Source organism: Bacillus sp. JZ39, assembly GCF_053903145.1.
The window spans coordinates 216,081-238,198 of the sequence record NZ_CP096389.1 but is presented as its reverse complement, the minus strand read 5'-3'; the positions used below and the strand labels follow the sequence as shown (position 1 = coordinate 238,198).

Genomic DNA, 22,118 nt, shown 5'->3' with positions numbered 1-22,118 from the left:
GTTTCCTGTAATAAATAAAAAAAGGCAGTTCCCTTAAAATCAAGGAAACTGCTATTCTTTGAAGACTAATGGCATGGCATGATCTTTTTTATCCTCTGTTAACGAGATGTGATGGGTTACTGATGTTTCACCCTTCGTCAACGCGACTGAGTAATCGCCTTTTCTGCCGGTATCCCATTTGATATCTCCGTTTTTGTCTGTTTTACCGAGTATCTCGCCAATCTCTGTACTCGGCTCCCCGTCTGAGGCAGGCGCTTTGACAATCGTCACTTGAACCCCTTCGACCGGCAGCCCCTTAGCATCCTCCACATGAAGAGTGACAGGAATAGTCGTTTCTTTTGGAGAAGAATGCGTCTGCGAACTGCACCCGCATAAAAACAAAATAGACATGAATATGGCTAGTTTGCTGTATTTATTGATTTGCCCAATATTGAATATTGTTGAATACATCGTTCGTCACCCTTGTTCCCAAGTTATATGACGATCCTCCGTTCGTGTGAATGGCAATAGCTGTCTGCCCTGTATCACTGTAGTTTCGATAAACAGGCGAGCCGCTTTGGCAGCCGTACGTATCGGTTGTATAGGTCAGCTTATACGTTTCAGCGGAGCGAATCGGCTTTGTATCAGACCACATCGTGCCAAATGTTTTGTCACACGGGAATCCTGTCACTGACGAGGAAAGGCCCACGGGACTGCTGCTGTTTGTAGTCCGGTAGCCGTACCAGCCAACCGTGTTTCCAGGAGAACCGTTTAATTTAATAGCTCCGTAATCATAATTGGTGTCTTTGCTTTCCGTCCATCCTTTGACGGAGTAAAACATCGTGCCTGAATAAGTACCGTACGGGTATGACGAACCATTGCGGCCCGGCGCGGCGGTTATCGTCGAAGCCCATCCATGATCCTGGCTGTACACACAATGTCCAGCTGTGACGACTGTATTTGGATTGACTAAAAATCCGGTACATCCATAAGTGCTTGAAGTGTTGGGATACTTGATTGACAGTTGAACGGTTGCTCTATATGGAAAAGATGTCGTGCTGGAGATTCTGGTGCGTTCATCAGTTCCGATAATGCTCGAAGGCTGTAAGGTTTGAATGTTTTTCTCCAGTTCCGTTTGGCCGCCGTATAACGATTTACTTGTTTTTCCGGTTCCCTCATAAGGGGCAGAAACCTGTTCTGCTTTTGACGTTTGGTTTTTCGTAGCATCAGCTTCTTTACCGGTATTCGATACAGAAGTTTGCGGGTTCTCTGCCGCTTTTGCCGGTACGCCAAAAGATACCGCTGCTGCCAAAGCCAAACACAAAACCGTTAAGTAAGCGAACCATTGTTTTCTGAATCTTGGAACTAATTTCATTTTGTCATCTCCCTCCTTTAGTGTCAACCACCCGTAGGGATGGAAGACTTTTACATTATAATCAGGTTTCTGATTCTTATGATAAAACTTTTATGAAGGAAGAAAAAAACAGGCCTTGTACCATGACAAAGCCTGCTCAAACTCTATTTTATCGTTAGCTGGCCCAACGCTTTCTTTGCATTCTCTCTTGCCGTTTCAACTGTATCAGCAGCAGAAAGCGCAACTGCCATACGCCGTCCGGCTTTCGTTATCGGCTTTCCAAAGACGCGCACTTGAGTCTTTGGGACCGCCAGTGCGTTTTCCAATCCTTCAACAGTGTAATCCGCTAATTCTTCCGGCGCTTTTAGGGGCCTGCTGGCGCCAGGAGAAAGCTGTGTGATTTCTGTAATCGGAAAGCCGAGAATCGCCCGGACATGCAGCGCAAATTCTGACAAATTTTGCGTCACCAGCGTGACAAGACCTGTATCATGCGGACGAGGAGATACCTCACTGAAATATACCCTATCTTTCGCAAGGAACAACTCAACACCAAACAGACCGTATCCGCCAAGCTCATCCGTGATTGTTTTCGCAATATGCTTCGCTTCTTCTATTTGCTGCTCTGTCATATCATGCGGCTGCCATGATTCGATATAATCCCCGTCCTTTTGCACATGACCGATCGGCTCGCAAAATGTCGTACCGTTAACCGCACGTACGGTTAAGAGTGTGATTTCTGATTCGAATGGGATAAACTCCTCAACGATCACGCGGCCGTTTTTCACCCGTCCGCCTTCCATCGCCGTCTCCCAGCAGCTCTCTAAATCCGCTTCAGAGCGACAGATACTTTGGCCTTTTCCAGAAGAACTCATCAATGGTTTAACGACACAAGGAAAACCGATCTGTGCTGCCGCTTGTATAAATTCATCATATGTATTCGCAAATTCATAGCCAGCCGTCGCAAGTCCGAGCGTTTCTGCCGCAAGCCGTCTGATGCCTTCCCGATCCATCGTCAGCTTGGCGGCACGGGCATTTGGGATGACGTGAAATCCTTCCTCTTCAAGCTTCAGCAATTCATCCGTCGCGATCGCCTCCACCTCAGGCACAATCAAATCCGGCTTTTCTTTCTCAATGATGGCTCTGATCTGCTCGTGGTCCAGCATATCAACGACATAGCTATTATGCGCAACCTGCATCGCCGGAGCATGCTCGTAACTGTCAACTGCCACCGTCTGTACCCCAAGACGCTGGGCTTCAATCACTACCTCTTTACCTAACTCACCTGAACCTAACAATAAAACCTTCTTTGATTGATACATCTTTGCCCCTCCTATCTGTTCCAAACCATTATAACTGAAATATTTGAAAAATAAATTTTTGTTAAAAAAGATAAAATAAGAATTCATCACGAGTTGCATGATTAGAAGGCTTTCCACAAAAAAATGGCTGGCGAACTCCGCACATACCGTACAGTACCACCTGAAATCTTCAATATAAAAACTGAGATCTTGAAGCCACCAAGAATGGGTACGACAGCTGATTCCAGTAGATTTTATATCTGCGAGTAAAATGAATAATTAGAATCAGTAAAAAAGTACTGTTTTTCCTTGATTTCTCAGTTTGCACTCCTTTCCTAAATTCACCATGGTACCATATTTACAGGAAAATTCAGGCGAAAGGACATGTATTAAATGAAGATTCTTGAAGTAAGTACGATTTTAGAAACTGCCGAAACGCGCCTTAAAGCCTACCAAACATTGAGAGAGCACATGGCTACATTGAAAAAACAGTTCAAAAAGATGGCAAACTTGGATGATGCCATGACAGGCAAAGGAGCTAACGCAATTAAAGCCTTCTATAAGGAACAAGCGACAGGGGCGGATCTGTGGCTGGACCTCATTGACATGAGAATCGCTTTTTTCAAAAATATTCCATCCGCTATTGAAGCAGCAACATTTGATGACGATGCATATATCGAGGAATCTTATCTCAATAACGAACTGTATAATGGTCTAGTCAAAGCAGACGGTATTATAGAGGCACAGCAAAAAGAAATTAAATCAATTCTGAATTCTATTGATGACATTTTACCGCTGTCCCTCTTTGACAATTCCACAGTCACCGATAAACTGGATAAAGCAGATAAAAAACGAAAAAAAACGATTACACATCTGCATAACCTTGATGAGAAACTGAACAGTGATTACGAGGCCTCCGAAGTTGTAGAACATGAGGTTCGGGCATTTTTCGAAGCGCTGACCGGTGCCACCAGCAAAGGCGGAAGTACCAACCCAATAAGTTTTAATGCAAAAGCCTTTCACGAAACAGATGTTTATCAAAACAAAGCGGATATACACAAACAAGCTCAGCAGTTCATCAAAGCAAAAAAACAGGAAGAAATCGAGTATCTCAAGAAAAAACTCGACAAAACTACTGATCCTGATGAATACCTGAAAGTTGCAGAAAAGATTGGCACTGACAACCTGAGCGCTGAGCAATTACAATATTATTCAAGCATCGTTCAAATGAAAGCCCAGCAGCAAACAGGAAAAATGCTTGTCGAAGGAGGAAAAGGTGTAATTGTCGGGCTTTGGGATGCCGGAAAGGATATCGTTACCGGTGCATGCGACCTCGCAGTCGGTGCTTACGATCTTGCTATATGGTCGTATAGAGCACAGGGCAAGATGGGCATCGAAGAACAAGTCAAAGCCGGACAGGAACTCCAAAATATCATTTATAGCGCTCCCGAAACTTTTGAATACATGGTCGATTCATTTAAAAAATCTTGGAACGACAATATGGTTCATGGTGATGTCTATAGCCGCTCCCACTACATCACCTACGCAGTTGCTTCCCTTTTTGGCGCCAAGGGACTCGGAAAAGTGGCATCTGCAACAAAAGCAGGGAAATTCGTGACAAAGGAAACAAAGGCTTTTGTGAACGATCATAAATCTATAGCAAAGAACATTACTGAAAAAGCAAAACCTTATTTCAAATTGCCAAGTAACAATCAACTAGAATCTGCAATACAAGGAGTTGGGAACATTGAAAGCCCTATTCCGAAACTAGAGAAGGGTTTTGATAAGAAACTTGAAAACTTTGTCCAGATTAATAGCAGCGACCATAGCAAATCAGGTGGCGTAGGACCAAATGAAAATTCTAAAATTACACGTGATATTAAAACCGTAGAGGAAGCACACCAATGGGGGAGCAAGTATTATGACGATTGGATTAAATCATTAACCCCAAGTGAACAAGAAGCAATTAAGCAATATACTGGTGATGATTATAAAAAAATAAATGATTATCTAAGAGGAATTAGTGATTCTTTAGATGGCATTGATTTAGATACAATCTATAATATAAAGAATGGGTTGGATAAAGCGCGAGTTCCACACAATTTACAAGTTTATAGAGGAACAGACCTAAGACCTTTAGAGTCATTAATTGAAATTAACAAATATGGAGACATTAATGCTGAATCATTAATTGGAAAGATTTTCAGAGACAATGGTTTTGTTAGTACAGCAATTGTTAAGGAATCATCCTTTGATCACATGGAAGTCTCATGGGAAATAAATGTTCCAGCAGGAACCAATGCAGCCTATCTCGGAAAGATAAGCCACTTTCCTAATGAAGCTGAGTTACTTTTAAATTTTGGGCAAGAGATGGTTATTAAAAGCGCACATGTTGATAGCAACAATAAGTTACATATTATTTTAGACTTAATTTAAGTGGGTGAAAAAATGAGAGGCAGAAGAATGATAGATAGATGGGAAGATGACAATAAGAGCTTTCTTAAACTTAATATAAAAAACAAAGTTCTTCCAACAATATACGGTGGCATTATAGGAGATATGTTAGGAGTCCCTGTTGAATTCAAAAAAAGAGGAGATTTTCATGTGCAGGATATGGTAGGATACGGCACCTATAATCAACCTCCTGGAACCTGGTCTGACGATACATCTCTGACCTTGTGCCTGATGGAGAATATGATTGAAAAAGGGAACATAAATGATTTAATGCAGAAATTTAAACTGTATCAAGATGAAGGTTACTGGACGCCGTATGGTGAAATGTTTGACATTGGCAGGACGACCGTTGAAGCAATTACCCGATTTAGGAAAGGTGTTCTGCCAGAAAAATGCGGCGGTCAGTCAGAATTTGATAACGGAAATGGAGCATTAATGAGAATTTCACCATTAGTGTTTATTTTGCATAAGGAATTCGATTTTGTGAAAAAAGCAGAGATGATCAAGAAATACACTGAAATAACCCATGCCCATCCGCGTGCTATAGTTGGTTCCATTATTTATGTTGAACTATTACTAAGGCTATATTATAACAATTCAATTGATACATCTTTAAGAGAAGTGAAAGAGCTTTTCGACGAGAATTTCAAAAAAGAACATATATACCATAAAGAGTTAACACATTATAAAAGAATTTTTGAAAAAAGCTTTTTGAATACACCAAGAGAAGAAATTCGATCAGACGGGTATGTCGTTCATACTTTAGAAGCGGCAATTTGGTGTTTCGGCACTACATCTTCATTTACCGAGGCTGTACTAACAGCAGTGAACTTAGGAGAAGATACTGATACTGTAGCATCAATAACAGGATCGATAGCAGGAATGTATTATAAGCTAGATGGGATCCCAGGAGATTGGTTAGAAAAAATAGCTCGTAAGCAAGATGTTGATAAATTAATAGAAGAATTTTATCAGTATTGTGCAGATAAAGCGATTATCGAGCAATATGGGGATATTTAGATTTACGTTAAAATACTTAATCATACAAGGTAACGAAAGCAGACCAATAACGGTCTGCTTTCTCTATTCCTAAACAGCAACATCATACAAGAAATCCCCCAAAATCATGCTACACTTAATCCAAGACCACCACACCGACAGGAGGCATCCCATGCAAAATGAAACCCGCACACTGCAGCTTGACCCACACCTTCATATAGAAGCCTACCGTTTCAAGGGAATTATGCAAAAGTTCCCGAACCACTTTCACGATTATTATGTGATTGGATTTATTGAAAAAGGGCAACGGTATCTGGCCTGTCAGGATCAAGAATATATCATCAATCCAGGTGATCTTCTCCTCTTTAACCCTCGTGACACGCATAGCTGTGAACAGATTGACGGCCGGACGCTTGATTATCGGTGTATCAATGTCATGCCGGATATCATGGAGAAGGCGGTGAAAGAGATTACTGGCTCCGGGCATCTCCCTTATTTCTCCCAGCATGTGTTATTCCGCCATGAGCTGACAGCCAGCCTGCAGGAATTGCATATTTTGATATCCGAGGAAAAACAAGCTTTGCGTAAGGAGGAGCTGTTTCTTCATCTATTAGAGGAGCTGATCCGCCATTATTCAGATGTCACGTTCCTTAGCAGCGTTCCAGAACCATCAGACGAAGTCAAAATGGTTTGTGAATTTTTAGAAGAGCATTATGCCGAAAATGTCACACTCAATGATTTGAGTGAATTAACAGGCTGGAGCAAGTATCATTTATTGCGTTCATTTACAAAACAAAAAGGCATTACCCCTAATAGCTACATGGAAACAATCAGGATTAATCAAGCCAAAAAACTCCTTGAACAAGGAGTAAGACCGATTGATGCGGCATTTCAGACAGGATTCAGCGATCAGAGTCATATGACGAAGTTTTTTAAACGGCAGGTGGGGCTGACGCCGAAGCAATACATGAAGATTTTTGAAAAGGAGCTTCACAGATGAACATACAAAGAGAAACTTCGGGGCATATCGCAGCCATTGTGACCATTCTGATTTGGGGGACGACCTTTATTTCGACAAAAGTTCTGCTGGCTGACTTCTCTCCAATGGAAATATTATTTTATCGGTTTTTGATGGGCTTTATCGCTCTTATCCTCGTCCGTCCCAACATGATTCCGTTCAGAAATTGGCGGCAGGAGCTGTTGTTTGCCGGGGCTGGTTTATTTGGCGTAACCTTATACTTTCTATTAGAAAATATAGCTCTCACCTATACATACGCATCCAATGTCGGCATGATCGTGTCCATTATACCGATGATCACTGCGGTTTTGGCCCATTTTCTGCTCGAAGGCGAAAAACTGCGTCTGACTTTTTTGATTGGATTTGTCTCGGCACTGATCGGGCTTTTATTGATTACGTTTAACGGCAATGTGGTACTTCGTCTAAATCCGCTCGGAGACATCATGGCAGCCGGGGCTGCTCTCGTGTTTGGCGGATACTCGATATTCATGAAAAAATTAAGCGCCTACGAATACCACATCATCGAGCTGACACAGAGAGTATTTTTGTATGGCCTATTATTTATGGTTCCTGCTTTATTTTTGTTCGACTTCCATTTTGACCTAAGCCGATTTTCATCTGCTTCAAATATACTCAACATGCTTTTCTTAGGGATTGGCGCTTCGGCCCTGTGCTTCGCCACTTGGAATTACTCAGTCGGCGTGCTCGGAGCCGTCAAATCCAGTGCGTATATATACATGGTCCCGGTTATCACAATCGCCGCTTCCGTCCTGATCCTGCATGAAAACATGACATGGATCGCTCTTCTAGGAGGCGCCCTTACGCTTTTAGGCCTCTACATCTCGGAGATGAAACCGAAAGCGAAGCTGTTGGAGAACGAATGTAAAATGGATGCTTAATGTCTAAATTACAGTTTATGGGTAGACGACAGACATCTCACGCTGCGTTACAAATCAACTATTGTGAAAATATGTTAAATAATCTCAACTTCCCAATAGATGTTTGAGGTTTTACGCTAATATAATCGTTCAGAACGCTTCAAACAAAAATCCGAAAACGCCCGCATAGTCGGTATGATCGACTTCGTATTAGAACAAAAATACAAAAAAAGCATCTCTGAATAATCTCGAAATCAGAGATGCTTTCCCTTTGTCCTCATCACTTGTCTACCACAGCCGCACTGTCACGCGTGACCGCAGCTGGCTCCCTCAGCATCACATTCATTACGCTCGCAAGCACGAGCATTCCAATCGACAAATAAAAAGCCAGTGTATACTCACCCGTTACCGTATAGATGACGCCGGGCACATACGCACCTAGTGCCGATCCGATCTGATGGGCGAGTGACAGCCAGCCAATCATGAGGCCGATCGAGTAGTTTTGAAAGTACTGGGTGGCGAGCATTTGAGTCGGTGCTACCGTTGCAAAGTCCACTAATCCAAACAGAATCGCAAAGGCTAAAAGCAAGTAGGGCTCGTGGCTGTAAATAAGAATCACGATCGACAGCGCCCGCACCGCATATAAAAAGCACAGGATTTTCCGGCTGCTCCACCGGTCCGCTACAATTCCGGACAGCAAGATGCCAGCAATATTAAAGCCTGCCAGCAGACTGACAGCAGCACTCGTGACTGTCGTTGAAAAGCCATGATCATGAGAAAACGGAATCAAATGGGTATCCATCAACCCCACGGTCGTAAATCCACAGATCAAAAACGGAAAAATCAAGAACCAGAATTGCCTCATCCGAAACATCCCGGCCACTGAAAGAGCTGTTGTTTTGGGTGCTGTTTCTTTTTCTGATGCAGCCAGTCCGCCTATCGGCTCTGTATTCTTTTCTGAAGGATTGTTCCGCAGCATCAGCAGCGCAGCCGGAAAGACAATCAAGATTAACAGCAGTCCCAACACCACAACCGTCAGCTTCCAGCTAAACCAATGGATCAACATGAGTGAGCCGGGAACGAGAAGCATTTGCCCCGCGCCAAAGCCTGCTTCCATGATCCCAAAGGCTAGTCCCCGCTTTTTGCTGAACCAATTGACGACCAATACACTTGCCGCCACATTCGATGCTCCGCCAACTCCAAGCGAGACACCCAGCCCGTAAAGCAAAAACAGCTCCCAAGGCGAAGTCACAAGGTATGTTAAGAAAATGCTGACTCCTGTCAGTAACGCACTCCATGCCAAAACAGCCCGAGCACCCCATTTGTCCACAAGCCGCCCAATCACAGGCTGTGATATGCCATAAACAATAAAACTCATCGTCGAAATCAGCGAGATGGTGCTTCTATCCATTGAAAACTGCCGTTCCCACGGCTCCACAAACGCACCAAATGACAGCCGCACCCCCTGAACCGCCAATAAGATCAAGAAGGTGACGGAGACGATGACCCAAGCATAATGCAGTCTTTTCATGACAGCTCCAAATCCCACCGTTCTTCTGTCAGCTGCTGTCCCCATAATGGCGCTTCTTGTTTCACTTCACTTATCTTGAATCCAAATTTTTCATAGAGCGGACGAGCCTCAGCCATGGTACTCACCGTCCAAAGGAAAATGCGGTCAAACTTCATGTCTTGGCAGTATGCAACCAGATGCTCCAGCAATTGCGTGCCGAGCCCCCTGCCCCGAAAATCCGCATCAACAAGAAACCATCTGAGCTGGACTGTCTTTTCATCATGCTTGACCAACCCGACAGAGCCAGCAAATTTCCCGCCGCTTTCCGCAATCCATATTTTTTCGATGTCAGCGTCAAATGTCTCCTGAAGATAAGCTAAAAACGTGTCATCCCAACCGTGAGCCTCCGCGTAAAATTGTCTTTGTTTCTCAATAAGGAGTTGAAGATCCTCCGAAAGAAAATAATCTCTAATCGATATCTCTGATGTTCTGGCAGAAAGCGACTGTGAAAGGATCGCTTCAATCTCTGCCATCGCCTCGGCAAGCTTCTGCTGCTCCTTTTGGTTGATTTCCTTCAGCATCAGTTCCACTTGTTCATTGGCTTTCTCCTCCAGCTTTTTATAAATCGTTTTTCCTGTTTCTGTGACAAAAATATAATGGTGGCGAGCGTCATCTTTGCTCCTCTGTTTATAGATCAAATCTTCTTTTTCAAACTGCTTCACAATCCTGCTGACATATCCCCGGTCAAGCCCCAGTTTATCCTGAAGAGCTTTTGCCGTACAATTAGGCGTATTATAAATCTCAAATAAAATCCGTGTTTCTGTTAAGGAAAACGGGCTGTCGTAAATGTGCTCATTAAGGAAACCAAGGACGTTTGTATAAAATCGATTGAACTTTCTGAATTTTAATCCGACAGATGATTCTCTTGTTTTCAAATCAATCCCCACTTTCTAATATTGTTGACTAAGGCAATTATAATCATATATAGTTGCTTTAGTCAACGATATGTTAGAAAGTGAGGTCTTTTTAATTTCCTGATTCCTTCCTTTTCCTTACCACAATCAATGTGATATAGGATAAAGCCAGAGAAACCAAGCTATAGACAACAGCCCATCCCAAAAATGATTCATTAAAAATGGTAAAGGTGAGCACAAGAGAAATCACCAAACTAAGCATTGGCATCAGATACGGGTTTTTACAAATACAGGTCCCGACAATCGATAGCAGCATAATTCCTAACGGTAAAATAAAGAATGCGATATCTAATTCATCCACCTTTAAACAGCCTCCCTCCAGATTTTTATGTTACTAGTAAAAAAATATAATTGCATTTAGTAAAAGGATAATATTTACTTACCTAAGGCCCAATTTGAAAATTACCCGTTTACATTCGCTCCGGACTATGATAATTTAAGAAAGCGCTATCATGATAAGTTAATAGCTTGGATGGAGATGAGGAGAGCCAGGAATCCAACCCCTTTTGACAAGGGGTGTTTTCTGGCTCTTTTTGTTTTTCGGGAAAGGAGGCACGCCACACATCCAGCACAAACAGCAAAGGGGGATAATTATTAATGCTTAATATATTTAAACCGGCTCCTCATATTGAGAGACTGGATGATTCAAAGATGGATGCGGCATACAAACGGCTCAGACTGCAAGTATTCATTGGTATTTTCATTGGCTACGCAGGCTACTACCTGCTGCGGAAAAACTTTGCCTTTGCCATTCCTTATCTGCAGGAACAGGGATTTTCGAAAACAGAACTGGGTTTGGTGCTGGCCGCTGTGTCCATTGCGTACGGCTTCAGCAAATTCATCATGGGAATGGTGTCTGACCGCTGTAATCCGAGATATTTTCTGGCGACAGGCCTATTTTTATCAGCAATCGTTAATATTCTATTCGTTTCAATGCCTTGGGTGACTTCGAGCGTCACCATCATGTTTATTTTTATGTTTATCAACGGATGGTTTCAAGGAATGGGCTGGCCGCCATGCGGCAGGACGATGGCCCATTGGTTCTCCATAAGTGAACGCGGCACAAAAATGTCGATCTGGAATGTCGCCCATAACATAGGCGGCGGTATTCTTGCTCCGCTTGTCACTCTTGGGATCGCGATGTTCGTCACTTGGAAAAGCGTGTTTTTCTTCCCTGCCATCATCGCCATTATCATTTCATTTTTAATTGTTTTATTGGTTCGTGATACACCTCAATCCTGCGGACTCCCGCCAATTGAAGAGTATCGGAATGACTATCCAAAACACGCTTTTAAAAATCAGGAAAAAGAATTAACAACAAAAGAAATTCTTTTTCAATATGTGCTGAACAACAAATTTCTTTGGTACATCGCTTTTGCCAATGTATTTGTTTATTTCGTGCGATACGGCGTGGTTGACTGGGCGCCTACTTACTTAACAGAAGCCAAAGGCTTTTCTCCTGAAGACTCGCGCTGGTCGTATTTTCTTTACGAATACGCAGGCATACCGGGAACGATCTTGTGCGGCTGGATCAGTGACCGATTCTTCAAAAGCCGCCGGGCACCGGCAGGCGTTTTGTTTATGGCGGGTGTTTTCATTGCCGTATTGGTGTACTGGCTGAATCCGGCCGGCAATCCGCTCGTAGACAATATCGCCTTGATCAGCATTGGCTTCTTAATCTACGGACCTGTTATGCTGATCGGCCTGCAAGCGATTGATCTAGCACCGAAAAAAGCAGCCGGAACTGCAGCCGGTTTGACCGGATTTTTCGGATACATCGGCGGATCCGCCTTCGCAAACGCCATTATGGGCTTTGTCGTTGACCGTTTTAACTGGAACGGCGGCTTTATCATGCTGATCTCTTCCTGCATTCTTGCCATCGTCTTCTTGGCTTTGACGTGGAATACAGGAAAACGGGCGGAACACGTTTAAGAAAGAAACATAAAAGATTAATCATTTTCCAACACGCCGTTTACATCCGTTTTTTAATATGAAAGACAGGTAGTCTTTATTAACAAGGAGGAGAAATCATGAAAAAAAATAGAATACTAGCCTTAGTTGTTCTGTCGCTGGGCTTACTCGCATTTATGACAACGCCAGTGTCGGCAGCGTCAAAAGGAAACCTGCTGTCACCTGACCGTATCCTGACCGTCGCGCACAGAGGGGCTTCTGGATATGTGCCTGAGCACACGATTCTGTCTTACGAAACCGCTCAGAAAATGAAAGCAGATTATATTGAATTAGATCTGCAAATGACAAAAGACGGGAAATTGATTGTCATGCACGATGAAAAACTGGACCGTACCACAAACGGAACGGGCTGGGTGAAAGACCATACGCTCGCAGACATTAAGAAGCTTGACGCCGGTTCTTGGTTTAATGAAGCCTATCCGGAAAAAGCAAAGCCGCAGTACGTCGGCCTTAAAGTTCCTACATTAGAAGAGGTATTAGACCGTTTCGGAAAGCACGCGAACTACTACATTGAAACAAAATCGCCTGACACCTACCCAGGTATGGAAGAAAAACTAATCGCTTCTTTGCAGAAACATAAATTACTGGGGAAACATTCTAAGCCAGGCCAGGTGATCATTCAATCGTTCAGCAAAGAAAGCCTGATAAAAGTCCATCAATTACAGCCAAACCTGCCGACCGTTCAATTGTTGGAAGCCAAACAAATGGCGTCAATGACAGATGCTGCCCTGGAAGAAATCAAAACATACGCTGTCGGTGCGGGCCCGGATTATAAAGCTTTAAATCAAGAAAACGTCCGTATGATCCGCAGCCACGGCCTCCTGCTTCATCCTTACACAGTCAATAATGAAGCTGATATGCATCGCCTGCTTGACTTGGGAGTTACCGGGGTGTTTACGAATTACCCGGATGTGTTTCATTATGTGAAAAAATCCTATAAAAAGTAAAAAAAAGAGCTTTGAATCTCCTTGGATTCAAAGCTCTTTTGATTTGAAAATATATTAAATGAAAAGCCGTCTTAATTTATTTAGTACGCGTTTTATGATAGAGGGTCTTTCTTTATAATAAACTGGCACTCTTTTCTTATAGTGCCCTATCGCAATTTCTACATTCTTTTTTTGTCTCAGCTGCTTTAAATCACTCTTAGAGACTGCGAAGCGAAAGTGGCACAACTGTTCGCTGCCACTGGATTTCTGAAGTATAACTTCAGGTTCATAAGTAAGAAATTTTGAAAATATAAGTTGTAAGCGGGACGATTCATCCAAAGATACACTCGATGGCAAACTGAAATACCCTTTCACTTCAGAATTATTGTATGATAGTGAAAAATTTTGAATATCAAGCTCTTGAGTTTTTAATACAAAAGAAAGATTTCCCCATTTGGTTAAATAGGTAGACAATAATGTCCACTCTGTATGCTCTTTAGAAATAAATAAGGACTCCTTTAATAACACTGTTGGTTTTGCTCTCAATCTTACCGATTTCGTATAATCTTCGATCTTACTAATTAATCTTACATCCAATATGTCTCCTTCTTGGTTAAAACGGAAAAGGGACTGTATCGGGATAAAGGTATGAAAGTAGGTAACACGTTCCTTTTTCAAATAGTGGGACTCAATTTCTATTGGGTGGTGTTTTTCATAAATGTTTCTGAAGGCCGGTAATGTAATCCCTTCTTCTTGCTGACCTCTTAAAGAGATTTCAATAAATAAATTTTCGTTTGATGAATCAACGTGAGAATGATAACAAAATCCTTCCAGTAAAAGAGTGTTTTCTAAACGTTCTAATCTAGTTATTTCCCCTTCAAACTTATTAAGCCGATGAAAGGATATGGATTCATTTAACGCTAGTTCATAAGCCATTTTGGGTTTTGGATATACTTGTCCATGAAAAACCACCATATTGCCCGTATGTTTTTCCGCATACCAAAAGGCAATTAAATCCTCCATCTTACCTTTGTCAATCAACCGAATTAATAGCTTCTGCCTAGATGAAAATTGAGAGTAATAATCCAGATAATGATACTTATCAAGGACTTTCTTAAATGTATTGAATATATAAAGTTTGTCCTCTACTAAAAATGATCTTGAGATGAGCGCACTCAGTTCTACATCTAAAACTCTCTCCCAATATTGGTGAAAGACCATTAATTTCTTATCCTTGTCTAGTTCTAATGCTTCAATAGCAGCCAATGTCTCTTCAATTCTAAGCATGAAAAGTTTACCGGATAAAGGTTTTTTCGTTAGTTGGACTCTTCCAACGGTCTGATGATTCGTCAAATAATAGCATTCGTAATCTTTAACCAATGCAATTGAATTTGAATAGGCATATGCCTGAATGATAAACGGCTGGTCCTCTCCCAGAGAGAAATGTTCCGGAAAACGAATATTATGTTTTTTCAACAAATCAAGTTTGAATAATTTCTGAGCACTCGTTGTAAAAAGAGCGTTTGAACCAAAAAAAGAAAAACAGTCCGGGTTTCTCTTAAAAATTGAAACAGGCACGCCTCTATTGATCCCTTCATAACGTCCTATGACAATATCACTTTGATATTCAAGAATCTTTTCTTCCATTCTTTCCAAAGCTTCAATCCCTAAATAATCATCTCCATCAACAAAATAGATATAATCTCCTGTAGCAATATCTATTGCCTTATTTCTAGGTCGGCCAGGCGCTCCACTATTTTCTTGATGAATCACTTTTATGCAAGGATATTTACTCATATATTCATCTAATATAGCACCACTCTCATCGGTTGAACCGTCATTCACACAAATAATTTCAAGTCTGTCTTGTCCGATAGTTTGATTTAACACGCTATCCAAACATGTTTTTATTGAGTTTTGGTCATTATATACTGGTATTGCAACTGAAAATTTCATACCTTCCCCTATTCCTTTCGACGTACATATATATTTATCCTAAAAAACTCTTATTCACATTCAATAATTGGAATTAATGTAACAATAAAGAATTAATCATTTAACTAGACAATTTTACCACAAACCTATTTTTATACAGTATTTCCAGGAAGCATTTAAAGTAAATTTAAACAAACTTCATAAACACGGTTAGGAATGCTCCCGAAGATTAAACAATGAATCTGTTTTGAAGCCAGTTGTCGTGTGTTATTCAAGTAAACAGAAAAAACCTTGCGACAACTATCGCAAGGTTTTCTTCTATATTTTATTCTTTTCCGGCAGCAGCTTCTGACTGTCCATTAAGCAGCTGAGAATTTATCTCTTTCGCACCCTTTAAGTATTCTGTCTGGTAGCCGCTCTTCAGCGCCCACACATAGAATACAAGTGATACCATCGCAATCAGAACCATATCCCAGCCATAATGAATGACATTCAGGCCGCCGAATTTATCACTGCCCAAATAAGAAATGACCATCATGGCCAGCAGATAAAACACCATCCAGACGCCGGCTTTAAAATTCCGGCCAAACCCTTTCCATTTCGCCTTCGCCTGATAATAGAAATAAATCGGAAGACCGATCAGGATAATAAACAGAACCTGCCCTGTTAACGGCCAGCGCGCCCAATACAGCACCAGTGACGCAAAGATAAATCCAAGCGGCGCAATCACGTTTAAACCTTTTAAACGAAGAGGCCTGTACAGGTCTTTCCCCGTCCGTCTCAATGTCATGACTGTGATCGGGCCGGTGATATAAGAAATTAACGTAGCAACGGAAATAATTTCCGCTAATACGCCCCACCCTCTGAACAGGAACAAAAAGATGAACGACACAATCAAGTTAAAGAACATTGCTTGTCGCGGAACGCCGTAAATCGGATGAAGCTTCCCGAATATACTCGGCATGTATTTGTTTTTTTCCATTCCGTAAATCATTCGGGACGTTGTCGCCGTATACGTAATCCCTGTTCCAGACGGTGATACAAATGCATCCGCATATAACACAATAACTAGCCAGTTAATATTCAGCGCAATCGCCAGATCAGCAAAAGGAGAATTAAAATTCAGATGGCTCCAGCCGTGAGCAATATCAGAAGGATTCACAGCTCCAATGAAGGCGATCTGCAGCAGGACATAAATCACTGTCGCAACGAAAAGAGAGCCAACAACCGCAATCGGGATTGATTTCCCCGGGTTTTTTGCTTCACCCGCCATATTAATCGGGCTTTGGAAACCATTAAACGCAAAAACGATACCTGAAGTGGCAACCGCCGTCAGCACACTTGCCCAGCCATTCGGCGCAATGCTTTGACCGCCAGTAAAGTTTTCTCCGTGGAATCCGACAAACAGCAAAGCTCCAATCGTAAGACCCGGAATAATAATTTTAAAAATCGTAATTAATGAATTCGCTTTCGAAAATAGATTGACTGTCCAGTAGTTCAGCAGAAAATAAATGAGAAGCAATACAGAGGCAAACGCTAGTCCTTCCCCAGTCAGCGTTCCATTCTTCACCAAACCGCTTGTCCATTTCGCCCATTCCCAAGGCCAAGAACTCATATATTGAACGGAGGCCACCGCTTCAACCGGAATGACGGACACAATCGCAATCCAGTTGGCCCAGCCCGCAATAAAACCGATAAACGAACCGTGTGAATATTGCGTGTATTTGACCATTCCCCCCGCTTCAGGGAACATAGAACCTAGTTCACTATAAGAAAGAGCAATAAATAAAATGACGACCATTCCAATAACCCATGAAATAATAGCAGCTGGTCCTGCTATTTGAGCCGCACGCCAAGCCCCGAACAGCCAGCCTGAACCGATCATCGACCCGAGCCCGACCATCATGAGGGAAAACGTTCCCATTCTTCGATGCAATTGATTCATATCGTAAACACCTTTCATGTATGATGACATTCTCTTGCTAATTATATTATTATTCTGATTACTTTACTTTGTCAATATTTATCGAATTTTGACTGAAATCTATAATAAGTCAATGTATATTACCTTCCAATACAGGAATGAAGTCACTAGTTTCTTCTCAAATGGAATTTACTGTAAATTCCAATGATAAAAACACAATAGGTTTAGCTATTTCCAAAACGGGAATGATACAGGAAACACTATTCTTAAAATAGAAAGGAGTATCACCATGAAACAAAAGCTGTTACTTTCAGGTCTCGCTGTTTCAACTGTCGGCATCACTTCTTATCTATTAAAAGACCCGTCAAATCGCCAAAAGGCAAGGGAATTCATTCACAGCATGAAGATGAAAATAACAAAACAGCCCGATATGGAAACGTTCCCAGTTGATAAAGCCGGCCACCCGGACCCGCAAGATATCGAGGACAACAAAATGGTATCAGAAGGCTCCATGTATCCCGTCCAATACTACGATGAAAAAAAGAAGTAATCAAAAAGCTCTCTTCGATAAAGGAAGAGAGCTTTTTGATTTAACTTTTTCGTCTGATTCCGCTCATTACGAAGCCGCTTTCAGGCAATGACGGCATTCTGGCGAGACTGTAATGCAGTGATTGTTCCGGAACATCGTATTCAATCTGATGGACGAGGAAATCCAGGCTCGCTTTCATGACTTCAATTGTAATGCCTTCCCCTGGACAGCGGTGGCCTTTTTCGGCGTGTCCCCCGCCTTGAGGAATCATATCAAACGGATTTTCTTCCCGCTCCGCAAATCGTTCCGGCCGGAATTCATCGGGATGATCCCATAGACGAGGGTCGTGGTTCGTTCCATATACATCAAGCAGCACCGATGTGCCCTTCTTAAACTCACAGTTATTCCATACAAAATCTTTTTTGACAAGCGCCCCTAAAAACGGGCCGAACGGATAATATCTGCGGACCTCCTGCACAAACATTTCTCTTTCCCGGCTGTTTCCAGACCGCAGCCATTCCTTGTACTTCGGATGCTCATGAAGCGCCAAAGCTGAAAACACAAGAAAGTAAGAAATGGCGACAATAGGCCGGAGTACATTAATCAGCTCAATGGCTGCCATGCGGGAATCCAGCTGGCTTCCATCTTCTTGTGTGTGAAAAGCCATTTCATGCAGCGCTGTTCCGGGAGTCGTTTTCAGCAAGCCGGCACGAGCATCTTCAATCATGACTTCAATCCACTCTTCCGCACGCGGCCTTGCTCTTCTTCCCTTCCAATGCCGCGGTCCCACAGCACCGAACGCGTCGACCATGTCAATGAAGTCATCCGCTCTCTCTTTGACTTCCGTTTCCTTCAACGGAACACCTGCCCAATAGCACGCTACCCGGCACAGGATTTCTTTTGCTTCCTCAAATAACACAACCTCATCTGCCTTCTCCCATCTTGTGACTGCTGCTTTCCACTCCTCTGTCATCAACTCAGCCAAACGTTTTTGATGCGGCGGTGTCATCAATGACAGAAAAAGCATCTTCCGATGGATATGCGCGCTGCCATCCATTCCCTGAATCGCATTAACACCAAACAGCGATTTCTGCACCCGCTTAGGCAAAGCGTTCTGCCGCTGGAATCGATCCGTATCATAAAACACCTTCGCCGCCTCAGCGCCAGTCATGCAAATAAAGTTTTTTCCCAACAAACGGGCCTGAAACAGATCTGAATTGTAGCGCTCTGTTCTGTTTTTAATAAATAAATACCCTTCCTTCAGCAGCGTCAGACTGTTATCGAGACTTTTGTCATGTGGAATCTGCTCATTCATCCGCTTACCCTGCCTTCCTTTTTACCCTCTATTTTCACGTTATCTTCCGACTATAAACCCAGTAACAGTATTTGTTTGCAAAACCAAATTTAAGCGCTTTTTGATTATTTTTTAAAGGAAGAACAAACGAAAGAGAGAAAAGGTAGTTAATCAAAACAAAGGGGAGAACAAAATGAAAAAATGGATATATGTTGTGCTTGTGCTGAGTATTGCAGGGATCGGCGGCTTCTCCGTCCACGCAGCGTCATCTGCTCATGAAAAACACTTGAATGTCAGCAGAATGAATGTCGATGATGAATTCAAGGATACGGATGGAACCTTCATTCTTCACGATTTACAAAAGGAGCAGACATTTGTCTATAACAGAAAACGGGCAAATCAAAGACAAACTCCGCAATCCACCTTTAAAGTCGTGAACGCTTTAATCGGTTTGCAGGTCAAAGCTGCAAGAGATGAATACGATGTTAAACGATGGGACGGGGTCAAGCGTGAATTCGAATCATGGAACCGCGACCATACGCTTGGCTCGGCCATGCGCGAATCCGCAATCTGGTATTATCAGGCATTAGCGAGAGATATCGGCGAGGAAAGAATGAAAACATGGCTTCATACACTATCTTACGGCAACGAGGATATCAGCGGGGGAATCGACCAGTTTTGGCTGCAAAGCTCGCTCACAATATCTCCGCTGGAACAAGAAACTTTTTTGGAGAAACTGGCTAAAGAGGAGCTTCCATTTGACAAGCCGGTGATGAAAATCGTCAAGCGCATGATGATTCAAGAGGAAGGCGATCATTTCACGCTCTACGGGAAAACCGGAACTCGCCTGACTGATATGGGATTAGGATGGTTTGTCGGATTCATCAAAACAGAGCATGGCTCTTATGTCTTTGTCACCAATGTCGATGATTCCGGCACAAAAGCCAAAAACATCACCGTGGATATCCTGAAAAAGTATGGCCTGATCACATCCTAAATAAAAGAGCCCTGCACGGCAGGGCTCTAAATCTCATGCTCAAAACAATAATGATTCACAAGCTCTTCAATCAAATCATGATCGGGATATTCCCCGTTAAATTCAAATTCGATTTCTTCCACAAACTCTCCTTGATGGTACACATGGATGGCTCCGTTTTGACGGACAACGCTAAACTCCGGCTGAAATGTATATCCGCTTCGTTCAATTGCTCCCATTTCTTACCCGCCTTTCTCAAAGCAGTAATTCATACACCTCGTTTAATTCCTTGGCCCGTTTTTGATCCTGTTCATTCTGGGCATACTTAATTTCTTTTTCTAATACATGGTTCAAAAAAGACATTTCATTATCATCTAAGTCTTTTACAAATTCCTCTTCATTTGCATAACGCTTCGCCAGCATCTTCTTGCAAATACGCTGGCAGACTTCATTTTCTAGATGATTCGAGAGTGATTCGCGCAAATAACCGAGTGTAACATCCATTTCATGAACACCTTTCCTTCTGCTATCTTTACCCTATAGCTTGCTAAAATAGGGAAAATCCATACGCGAAAAATAAAAAAAGAGACATCCGTGAATGTCTCTTTTTTATCGTTATTCAGCTGCTTGTTCGCTTTTTGTCAAATTGGCCTGCGTGCGTTTGCCAATCCCAAACACATAATAACTAATGACCACAAGCGCTAAGAAAATTACGCCTACAATCAGAGAGATACGAGTATCATCGTTAAACCACATGCCAACCAGAACCATCAGCAAGAAAGCAATCGTCAAATAGTTAGTAAAAGGAGCAAACGGCATTTTGAATGGATGTTTATCTAATGCAGCACCCTTCGCTTTTCTGAATCCGATATGGCTGATCAAAATGATAAACCAAGGAATCATCCCTGGGAGCACGCTTGCGCTGTATACATAGACAAAGATCTTCGGCGGCGCGATATAGTTCAGTACAACACCGACAGCCAAACCGATCAGCACCGCAATTGTGCCATACAGCGGCACACCATTGCGTGAAATCTTCTTAAAGAATTTCGGTGCTTGTCCATTGACACCCAGTGTATACAGCATGCGGCCCGCGCTGAAAATACCGCTGTTACAGCCGGACATTGCAGCAGTAATCACGACAAAGTTAATAATGCCGGCCGCTGCCGTAATTCCGATTTTCGAGAACGTAGACACAAACGGACTTCCGAGTGAGTTGAGCTCATCCCAAGGATACACCGTCACGATCACAAAAATAGCACCAATGTAGAAAATCAAAATACGCCAGATAATACTTTGAATCGCACTTCTTAGCGTGTTTTGCGGGTCCTTCGCTTCACCCGCTGTAATTCCGATCAGCTCAACTCCTTGATAGGCCGCAATAACAAGAGACAGTGCAAAGAAGAAACCTGAGAAACCTCCTGCAAAGAAGCCCCCGTGAGACCACAAGTTCGACAAACCGATCGCATCTCCGCCGTTTCCAAAACCGAAGAAAATAATTCCGATTCCCGCAATAATCATCAAGATAATCGTCACGATTTTAATCATCGCAAACCAAAACTCAAATTCCCCAAACGACTTAACAGAAATTAAATTCGCCGCACCAAGAATCACCATTGCCACGATACCAGGTATCCAAGCAGGCAAATCCGGGAACCAATACTTCATATAAGAACCGACAGCGATAATTTCTGACATGCCGACGATAATCCACTGGAACCAGTTGCTCCATGCTGTTATATAACCTGCCATCGGATGAATATATTGATGGCCGAACGTCGCAAAAGAACCTGTGCTCGGCTCGACATACAGCATTTCACCCATCGCACGCATAATAAAAAAGATAAAAATTCCGCATATTGCATAAGCCAGAAGGACAGATGGGCCAGTCCATGAAATCGTGCTGGCAGAACCCATAAACAAGCCAACACCGATTGTACCGCCCAAGGCGATCATCTGAATATGGCGCGCGCCCAGGCCCCTCTTTAATTCTTTATTTGCCACTCCTCTTCCTCCTCCTAACATAAATGAGAAAACAGCAGACCTGCTTGCCTTCACATGAATCAGCGATAACAATCAGAAAATTCAAACTTAAAATT

20 protein-coding genes are annotated in these 22,118 nt (G+C 42.5%); 8 read left to right on the top strand and 12 right to left on the bottom strand.

The window, feature by feature from the left end; genetic code table 11:
• Window positions 1-51 precede the first annotated feature (51 nt).
• From M1D65_RS01320 to purT, 3 genes are all read right to left on the bottom strand, one after another.
• On the bottom strand, window positions 52-450 hold the full coding sequence (locus tag M1D65_RS01320) for a YbfJ family protein (RefSeq protein WP_064672061.1): 399 nt from the start codon (window positions 448-450) through the stop codon (window positions 52-54).
• On the bottom strand, window positions 413-1,354 hold the full coding sequence (gene mpr, locus M1D65_RS01315; protein WP_015252930.1) for an extracellular metalloprotease Mpr: 942 nt from the start codon (window positions 1,352-1,354) through the stop codon (window positions 413-415). The genes M1D65_RS01320 and mpr overlap by 38 nt, the downstream gene beginning before the upstream one ends.
• A 143-nt stretch (window positions 1,355-1,497) precedes the next feature.
• Window positions 1,498-2,652 carry a phosphoribosylglycinamide formyltransferase 2 gene (gene purT, locus M1D65_RS01310; protein ID WP_103803533.1) on the bottom strand — a complete coding sequence of 385 codons (1,155 nt, stop codon included), beginning with the start codon at window positions 2,650-2,652 and terminating at the stop codon, window positions 1,498-1,500.
• 372 nt (window positions 2,653-3,024) lie between these two features.
• Here purT and M1D65_RS01305 point away from each other — a divergent pair, with 372 nt between their 5' ends.
• The 4 genes from M1D65_RS01305 to M1D65_RS01290 all read left to right on the top strand — a co-directional run bounded on the left by M1D65_RS01305 (window position 3,025) and on the right by M1D65_RS01290 (window position 8,001).
• Complete coding sequence (locus M1D65_RS01305) at window positions 3,025-5,067, top strand: T7SS effector LXG polymorphic toxin (protein ID WP_456270730.1); 2,043 nt, start codon at window positions 3,025-3,027, stop codon at window positions 5,065-5,067.
• Window positions 5,068-5,079: 12 nt separating this feature from the next.
• The gene (locus M1D65_RS01300) at window positions 5,080-6,105 is read left to right on the top strand and encodes an ADP-ribosylglycohydrolase family protein (RefSeq protein WP_015252933.1); all 1,026 of its coding nucleotides are present in this window, start codon (window positions 5,080-5,082) and stop codon (window positions 6,103-6,105) included.
• A gap of 151 nt (window positions 6,106-6,256) precedes the next feature.
• Window positions 6,257-7,084 (top strand): AraC family ligand binding domain-containing protein, encoded by an 828-nt coding sequence (locus tag M1D65_RS01295; RefSeq protein ID WP_003246321.1) that lies wholly within the window; start codon window positions 6,257-6,259, stop codon window positions 7,082-7,084.
• Complete coding sequence (locus tag M1D65_RS01290) at window positions 7,081-8,001, top strand: DMT family transporter (RefSeq protein ID WP_124048568.1); 921 nt, start codon at window positions 7,081-7,083, stop codon at window positions 7,999-8,001. The genes M1D65_RS01295 and M1D65_RS01290 overlap by 4 nt, the downstream gene beginning before the upstream one ends.
• Window positions 8,002-8,260: 259 nt before the next feature.
• Here the strand turns inward: M1D65_RS01290 and M1D65_RS01285 are convergent, their stop codons facing one another.
• The 3 genes from M1D65_RS01285 to M1D65_RS01275 all read right to left on the bottom strand — a co-directional run bounded on the left by M1D65_RS01285 (window position 8,261) and on the right by M1D65_RS01275 (window position 10,765).
• The gene (locus M1D65_RS01285; RefSeq protein WP_021481911.1) at window positions 8,261-9,511 is read right to left on the bottom strand and encodes an MFS transporter; all 1,251 of its coding nucleotides are present in this window, start codon (window positions 9,509-9,511) and stop codon (window positions 8,261-8,263) included.
• Window positions 9,508-10,425 (bottom strand): bifunctional helix-turn-helix transcriptional regulator/GNAT family N-acetyltransferase, encoded by a 918-nt coding sequence (locus tag M1D65_RS01280; RefSeq protein WP_021481912.1) that lies wholly within the window; start codon window positions 10,423-10,425, stop codon window positions 9,508-9,510. Before M1D65_RS01280 ends, M1D65_RS01285 begins: the two co-directional genes overlap by 4 nt.
• A 91-nt stretch (window positions 10,426-10,516) precedes the next feature.
• On the bottom strand, window positions 10,517-10,765 hold the full coding sequence (locus tag M1D65_RS01275) for a YbeF family protein (RefSeq protein ID WP_015715167.1): 249 nt from the start codon (window positions 10,763-10,765) through the stop codon (window positions 10,517-10,519).
• 296 nt (window positions 10,766-11,061) lie between these two features.
• Here M1D65_RS01275 and glpT point away from each other — a divergent pair, with 296 nt between their 5' ends.
• Both glpT and M1D65_RS01265 read left to right on the top strand, forming a co-directional pair.
• On the top strand, window positions 11,062-12,396 hold the full coding sequence (glpT, locus tag M1D65_RS01270) for a glycerol-3-phosphate transporter (RefSeq protein ID WP_003246460.1): 1,335 nt from the start codon (window positions 11,062-11,064) through the stop codon (window positions 12,394-12,396).
• Between the two features lie 98 nt (window positions 12,397-12,494).
• Window positions 12,495-13,382: a glycerophosphodiester phosphodiesterase gene (locus M1D65_RS01265; RefSeq protein ID WP_456270729.1), complete on the top strand. Its 888-nt coding sequence runs from the start codon at window positions 12,495-12,497 to the stop codon at window positions 13,380-13,382.
• A gap of 54 nt (window positions 13,383-13,436) precedes the next feature.
• Here the strand turns inward: M1D65_RS01265 and M1D65_RS01260 are convergent, their stop codons facing one another.
• Both M1D65_RS01260 and M1D65_RS01255 read right to left on the bottom strand, forming a co-directional pair.
• The gene (locus M1D65_RS01260; RefSeq protein ID WP_456270728.1) at window positions 13,437-15,317 is read right to left on the bottom strand and encodes a glycosyltransferase family 2 protein; all 1,881 of its coding nucleotides are present in this window, start codon (window positions 15,315-15,317) and stop codon (window positions 13,437-13,439) included.
• A 304-nt stretch (window positions 15,318-15,621) separates the two neighbouring features.
• A complete protein-coding gene (locus tag M1D65_RS01255) occupies window positions 15,622-17,241 on the bottom strand; it encodes an APC family permease (RefSeq protein ID WP_456270727.1) in 1,620 nt (539 codons plus the stop codon).
• Window positions 17,242-17,509: 268 nt separating this feature from the next.
• Between M1D65_RS01255 and M1D65_RS01250 the strand changes: the two genes are divergently transcribed.
• Window positions 17,510-17,770 (top strand): hypothetical protein, encoded by a 261-nt coding sequence (locus tag M1D65_RS01250; protein WP_003234883.1) that lies wholly within the window; start codon window positions 17,510-17,512, stop codon window positions 17,768-17,770.
• A 40-nt stretch (window positions 17,771-17,810) separates the two neighbouring features.
• Here the strand turns inward: M1D65_RS01250 and cypC are convergent, their stop codons facing one another.
• A complete protein-coding gene (gene cypC / locus M1D65_RS01245) occupies window positions 17,811-19,064 on the bottom strand; it encodes a fatty-acid peroxygenase (RefSeq protein WP_021481914.1) in 1,254 nt (417 codons plus the stop codon).
• Window positions 19,065-19,236: 172 nt separating this feature from the next.
• Here cypC and blaOXA point away from each other — a divergent pair, with 172 nt between their 5' ends.
• Complete coding sequence (blaOXA, locus tag M1D65_RS01240) at window positions 19,237-20,040, top strand: class D beta-lactamase (RefSeq protein ID WP_456270726.1); 804 nt, start codon at window positions 19,237-19,239, stop codon at window positions 20,038-20,040.
• 26 nt (window positions 20,041-20,066) lie between these two features.
• Here blaOXA and M1D65_RS01235 read toward each other — a convergent pair whose 3' ends face one another.
• From M1D65_RS01235 to M1D65_RS01225, 3 genes are all read right to left on the bottom strand, one after another.
• Window positions 20,067-20,258, bottom strand: a complete 192-nt coding sequence (locus tag M1D65_RS01235) for a DUF5370 family protein (RefSeq protein ID WP_003234886.1) — start codon at window positions 20,256-20,258, stop codon at window positions 20,067-20,069.
• 16 nt (window positions 20,259-20,274) lie between these two features.
• The gene (csgA, locus tag M1D65_RS01230; RefSeq protein WP_003234887.1) at window positions 20,275-20,523 is read right to left on the bottom strand and encodes a sigma-G-dependent sporulation-specific acid-soluble spore protein CsgA; all 249 of its coding nucleotides are present in this window, start codon (window positions 20,521-20,523) and stop codon (window positions 20,275-20,277) included.
• A 111-nt stretch (window positions 20,524-20,634) separates the two neighbouring features.
• Window positions 20,635-22,023 carry an amino acid permease gene (locus M1D65_RS01225; RefSeq protein ID WP_064672072.1) on the bottom strand — a complete coding sequence of 463 codons (1,389 nt, stop codon included), beginning with the start codon at window positions 22,021-22,023 and terminating at the stop codon, window positions 20,635-20,637.
• Window positions 22,024-22,118: the final 95 nt, after the last annotated feature.

Excerpts from the sequence above, each read along its gene's own strand:
- M1D65_RS01320 (WP_064672061.1), bottom strand. The coding sequence starts at position 450 with ATGTATTCAACAATATTCAATATTGGGCAAATCAATAAATACAGCAAA.
- mpr (WP_015252930.1), bottom strand. The coding sequence starts at position 1,354 with ATGAAATTAGTTCCAAGATTCAGAAAACAATGGTTCGCTTACTTAACG.
- purT (WP_103803533.1), bottom strand. The coding sequence starts at position 2,652 with ATGTATCAATCAAAGAAGGTTTTATTGTTAGGTTCAGGTGAGTTAGGT.
- M1D65_RS01305 (WP_456270730.1), top strand. The coding sequence starts at position 3,025 with ATGAAGATTCTTGAAGTAAGTACGATTTTAGAAACTGCCGAAACGCGC.
- M1D65_RS01300 (WP_015252933.1), top strand. The coding sequence starts at position 5,080 with ATGAGAGGCAGAAGAATGATAGATAGATGGGAAGATGACAATAAGAGC.
- M1D65_RS01295 (WP_003246321.1), top strand. The coding sequence starts at position 6,257 with ATGCAAAATGAAACCCGCACACTGCAGCTTGACCCACACCTTCATATA.
- M1D65_RS01290 (WP_124048568.1), top strand. The coding sequence starts at position 7,081 with ATGAACATACAAAGAGAAACTTCGGGGCATATCGCAGCCATTGTGACC.
- M1D65_RS01285 (WP_021481911.1), bottom strand. The coding sequence starts at position 9,511 with ATGAAAAGACTGCATTATGCTTGGGTCATCGTCTCCGTCACCTTCTTG.
- glpT (WP_003246460.1), top strand. The coding sequence starts at position 11,062 with ATGCTTAATATATTTAAACCGGCTCCTCATATTGAGAGACTGGATGAT.
- M1D65_RS01265 (WP_456270729.1), top strand. The coding sequence starts at position 12,495 with ATGAAAAAAAATAGAATACTAGCCTTAGTTGTTCTGTCGCTGGGCTTA.
- M1D65_RS01260 (WP_456270728.1), bottom strand. The coding sequence starts at position 15,317 with ATGAAATTTTCAGTTGCAATACCAGTATATAATGACCAAAACTCAATA.
- M1D65_RS01255 (WP_456270727.1), bottom strand. The coding sequence starts at position 17,241 with ATGAATCAATTGCATCGAAGAATGGGAACGTTTTCCCTCATGATGGTC.
- M1D65_RS01250 (WP_003234883.1), top strand. The coding sequence starts at position 17,510 with ATGAAACAAAAGCTGTTACTTTCAGGTCTCGCTGTTTCAACTGTCGGC.
- cypC (WP_021481914.1), bottom strand. The coding sequence starts at position 19,064 with ATGAATGAGCAGATTCCACATGACAAAAGTCTCGATAACAGTCTGACG.
- blaOXA (WP_456270726.1), top strand. The coding sequence starts at position 19,237 with ATGAAAAAATGGATATATGTTGTGCTTGTGCTGAGTATTGCAGGGATC.
- M1D65_RS01235 (WP_003234886.1), bottom strand. The coding sequence starts at position 20,258 with ATGGGAGCAATTGAACGAAGCGGATATACATTTCAGCCGGAGTTTAGC.
- csgA (WP_003234887.1), bottom strand. The coding sequence starts at position 20,523 with ATGGATGTTACACTCGGTTATTTGCGCGAATCACTCTCGAATCATCTA.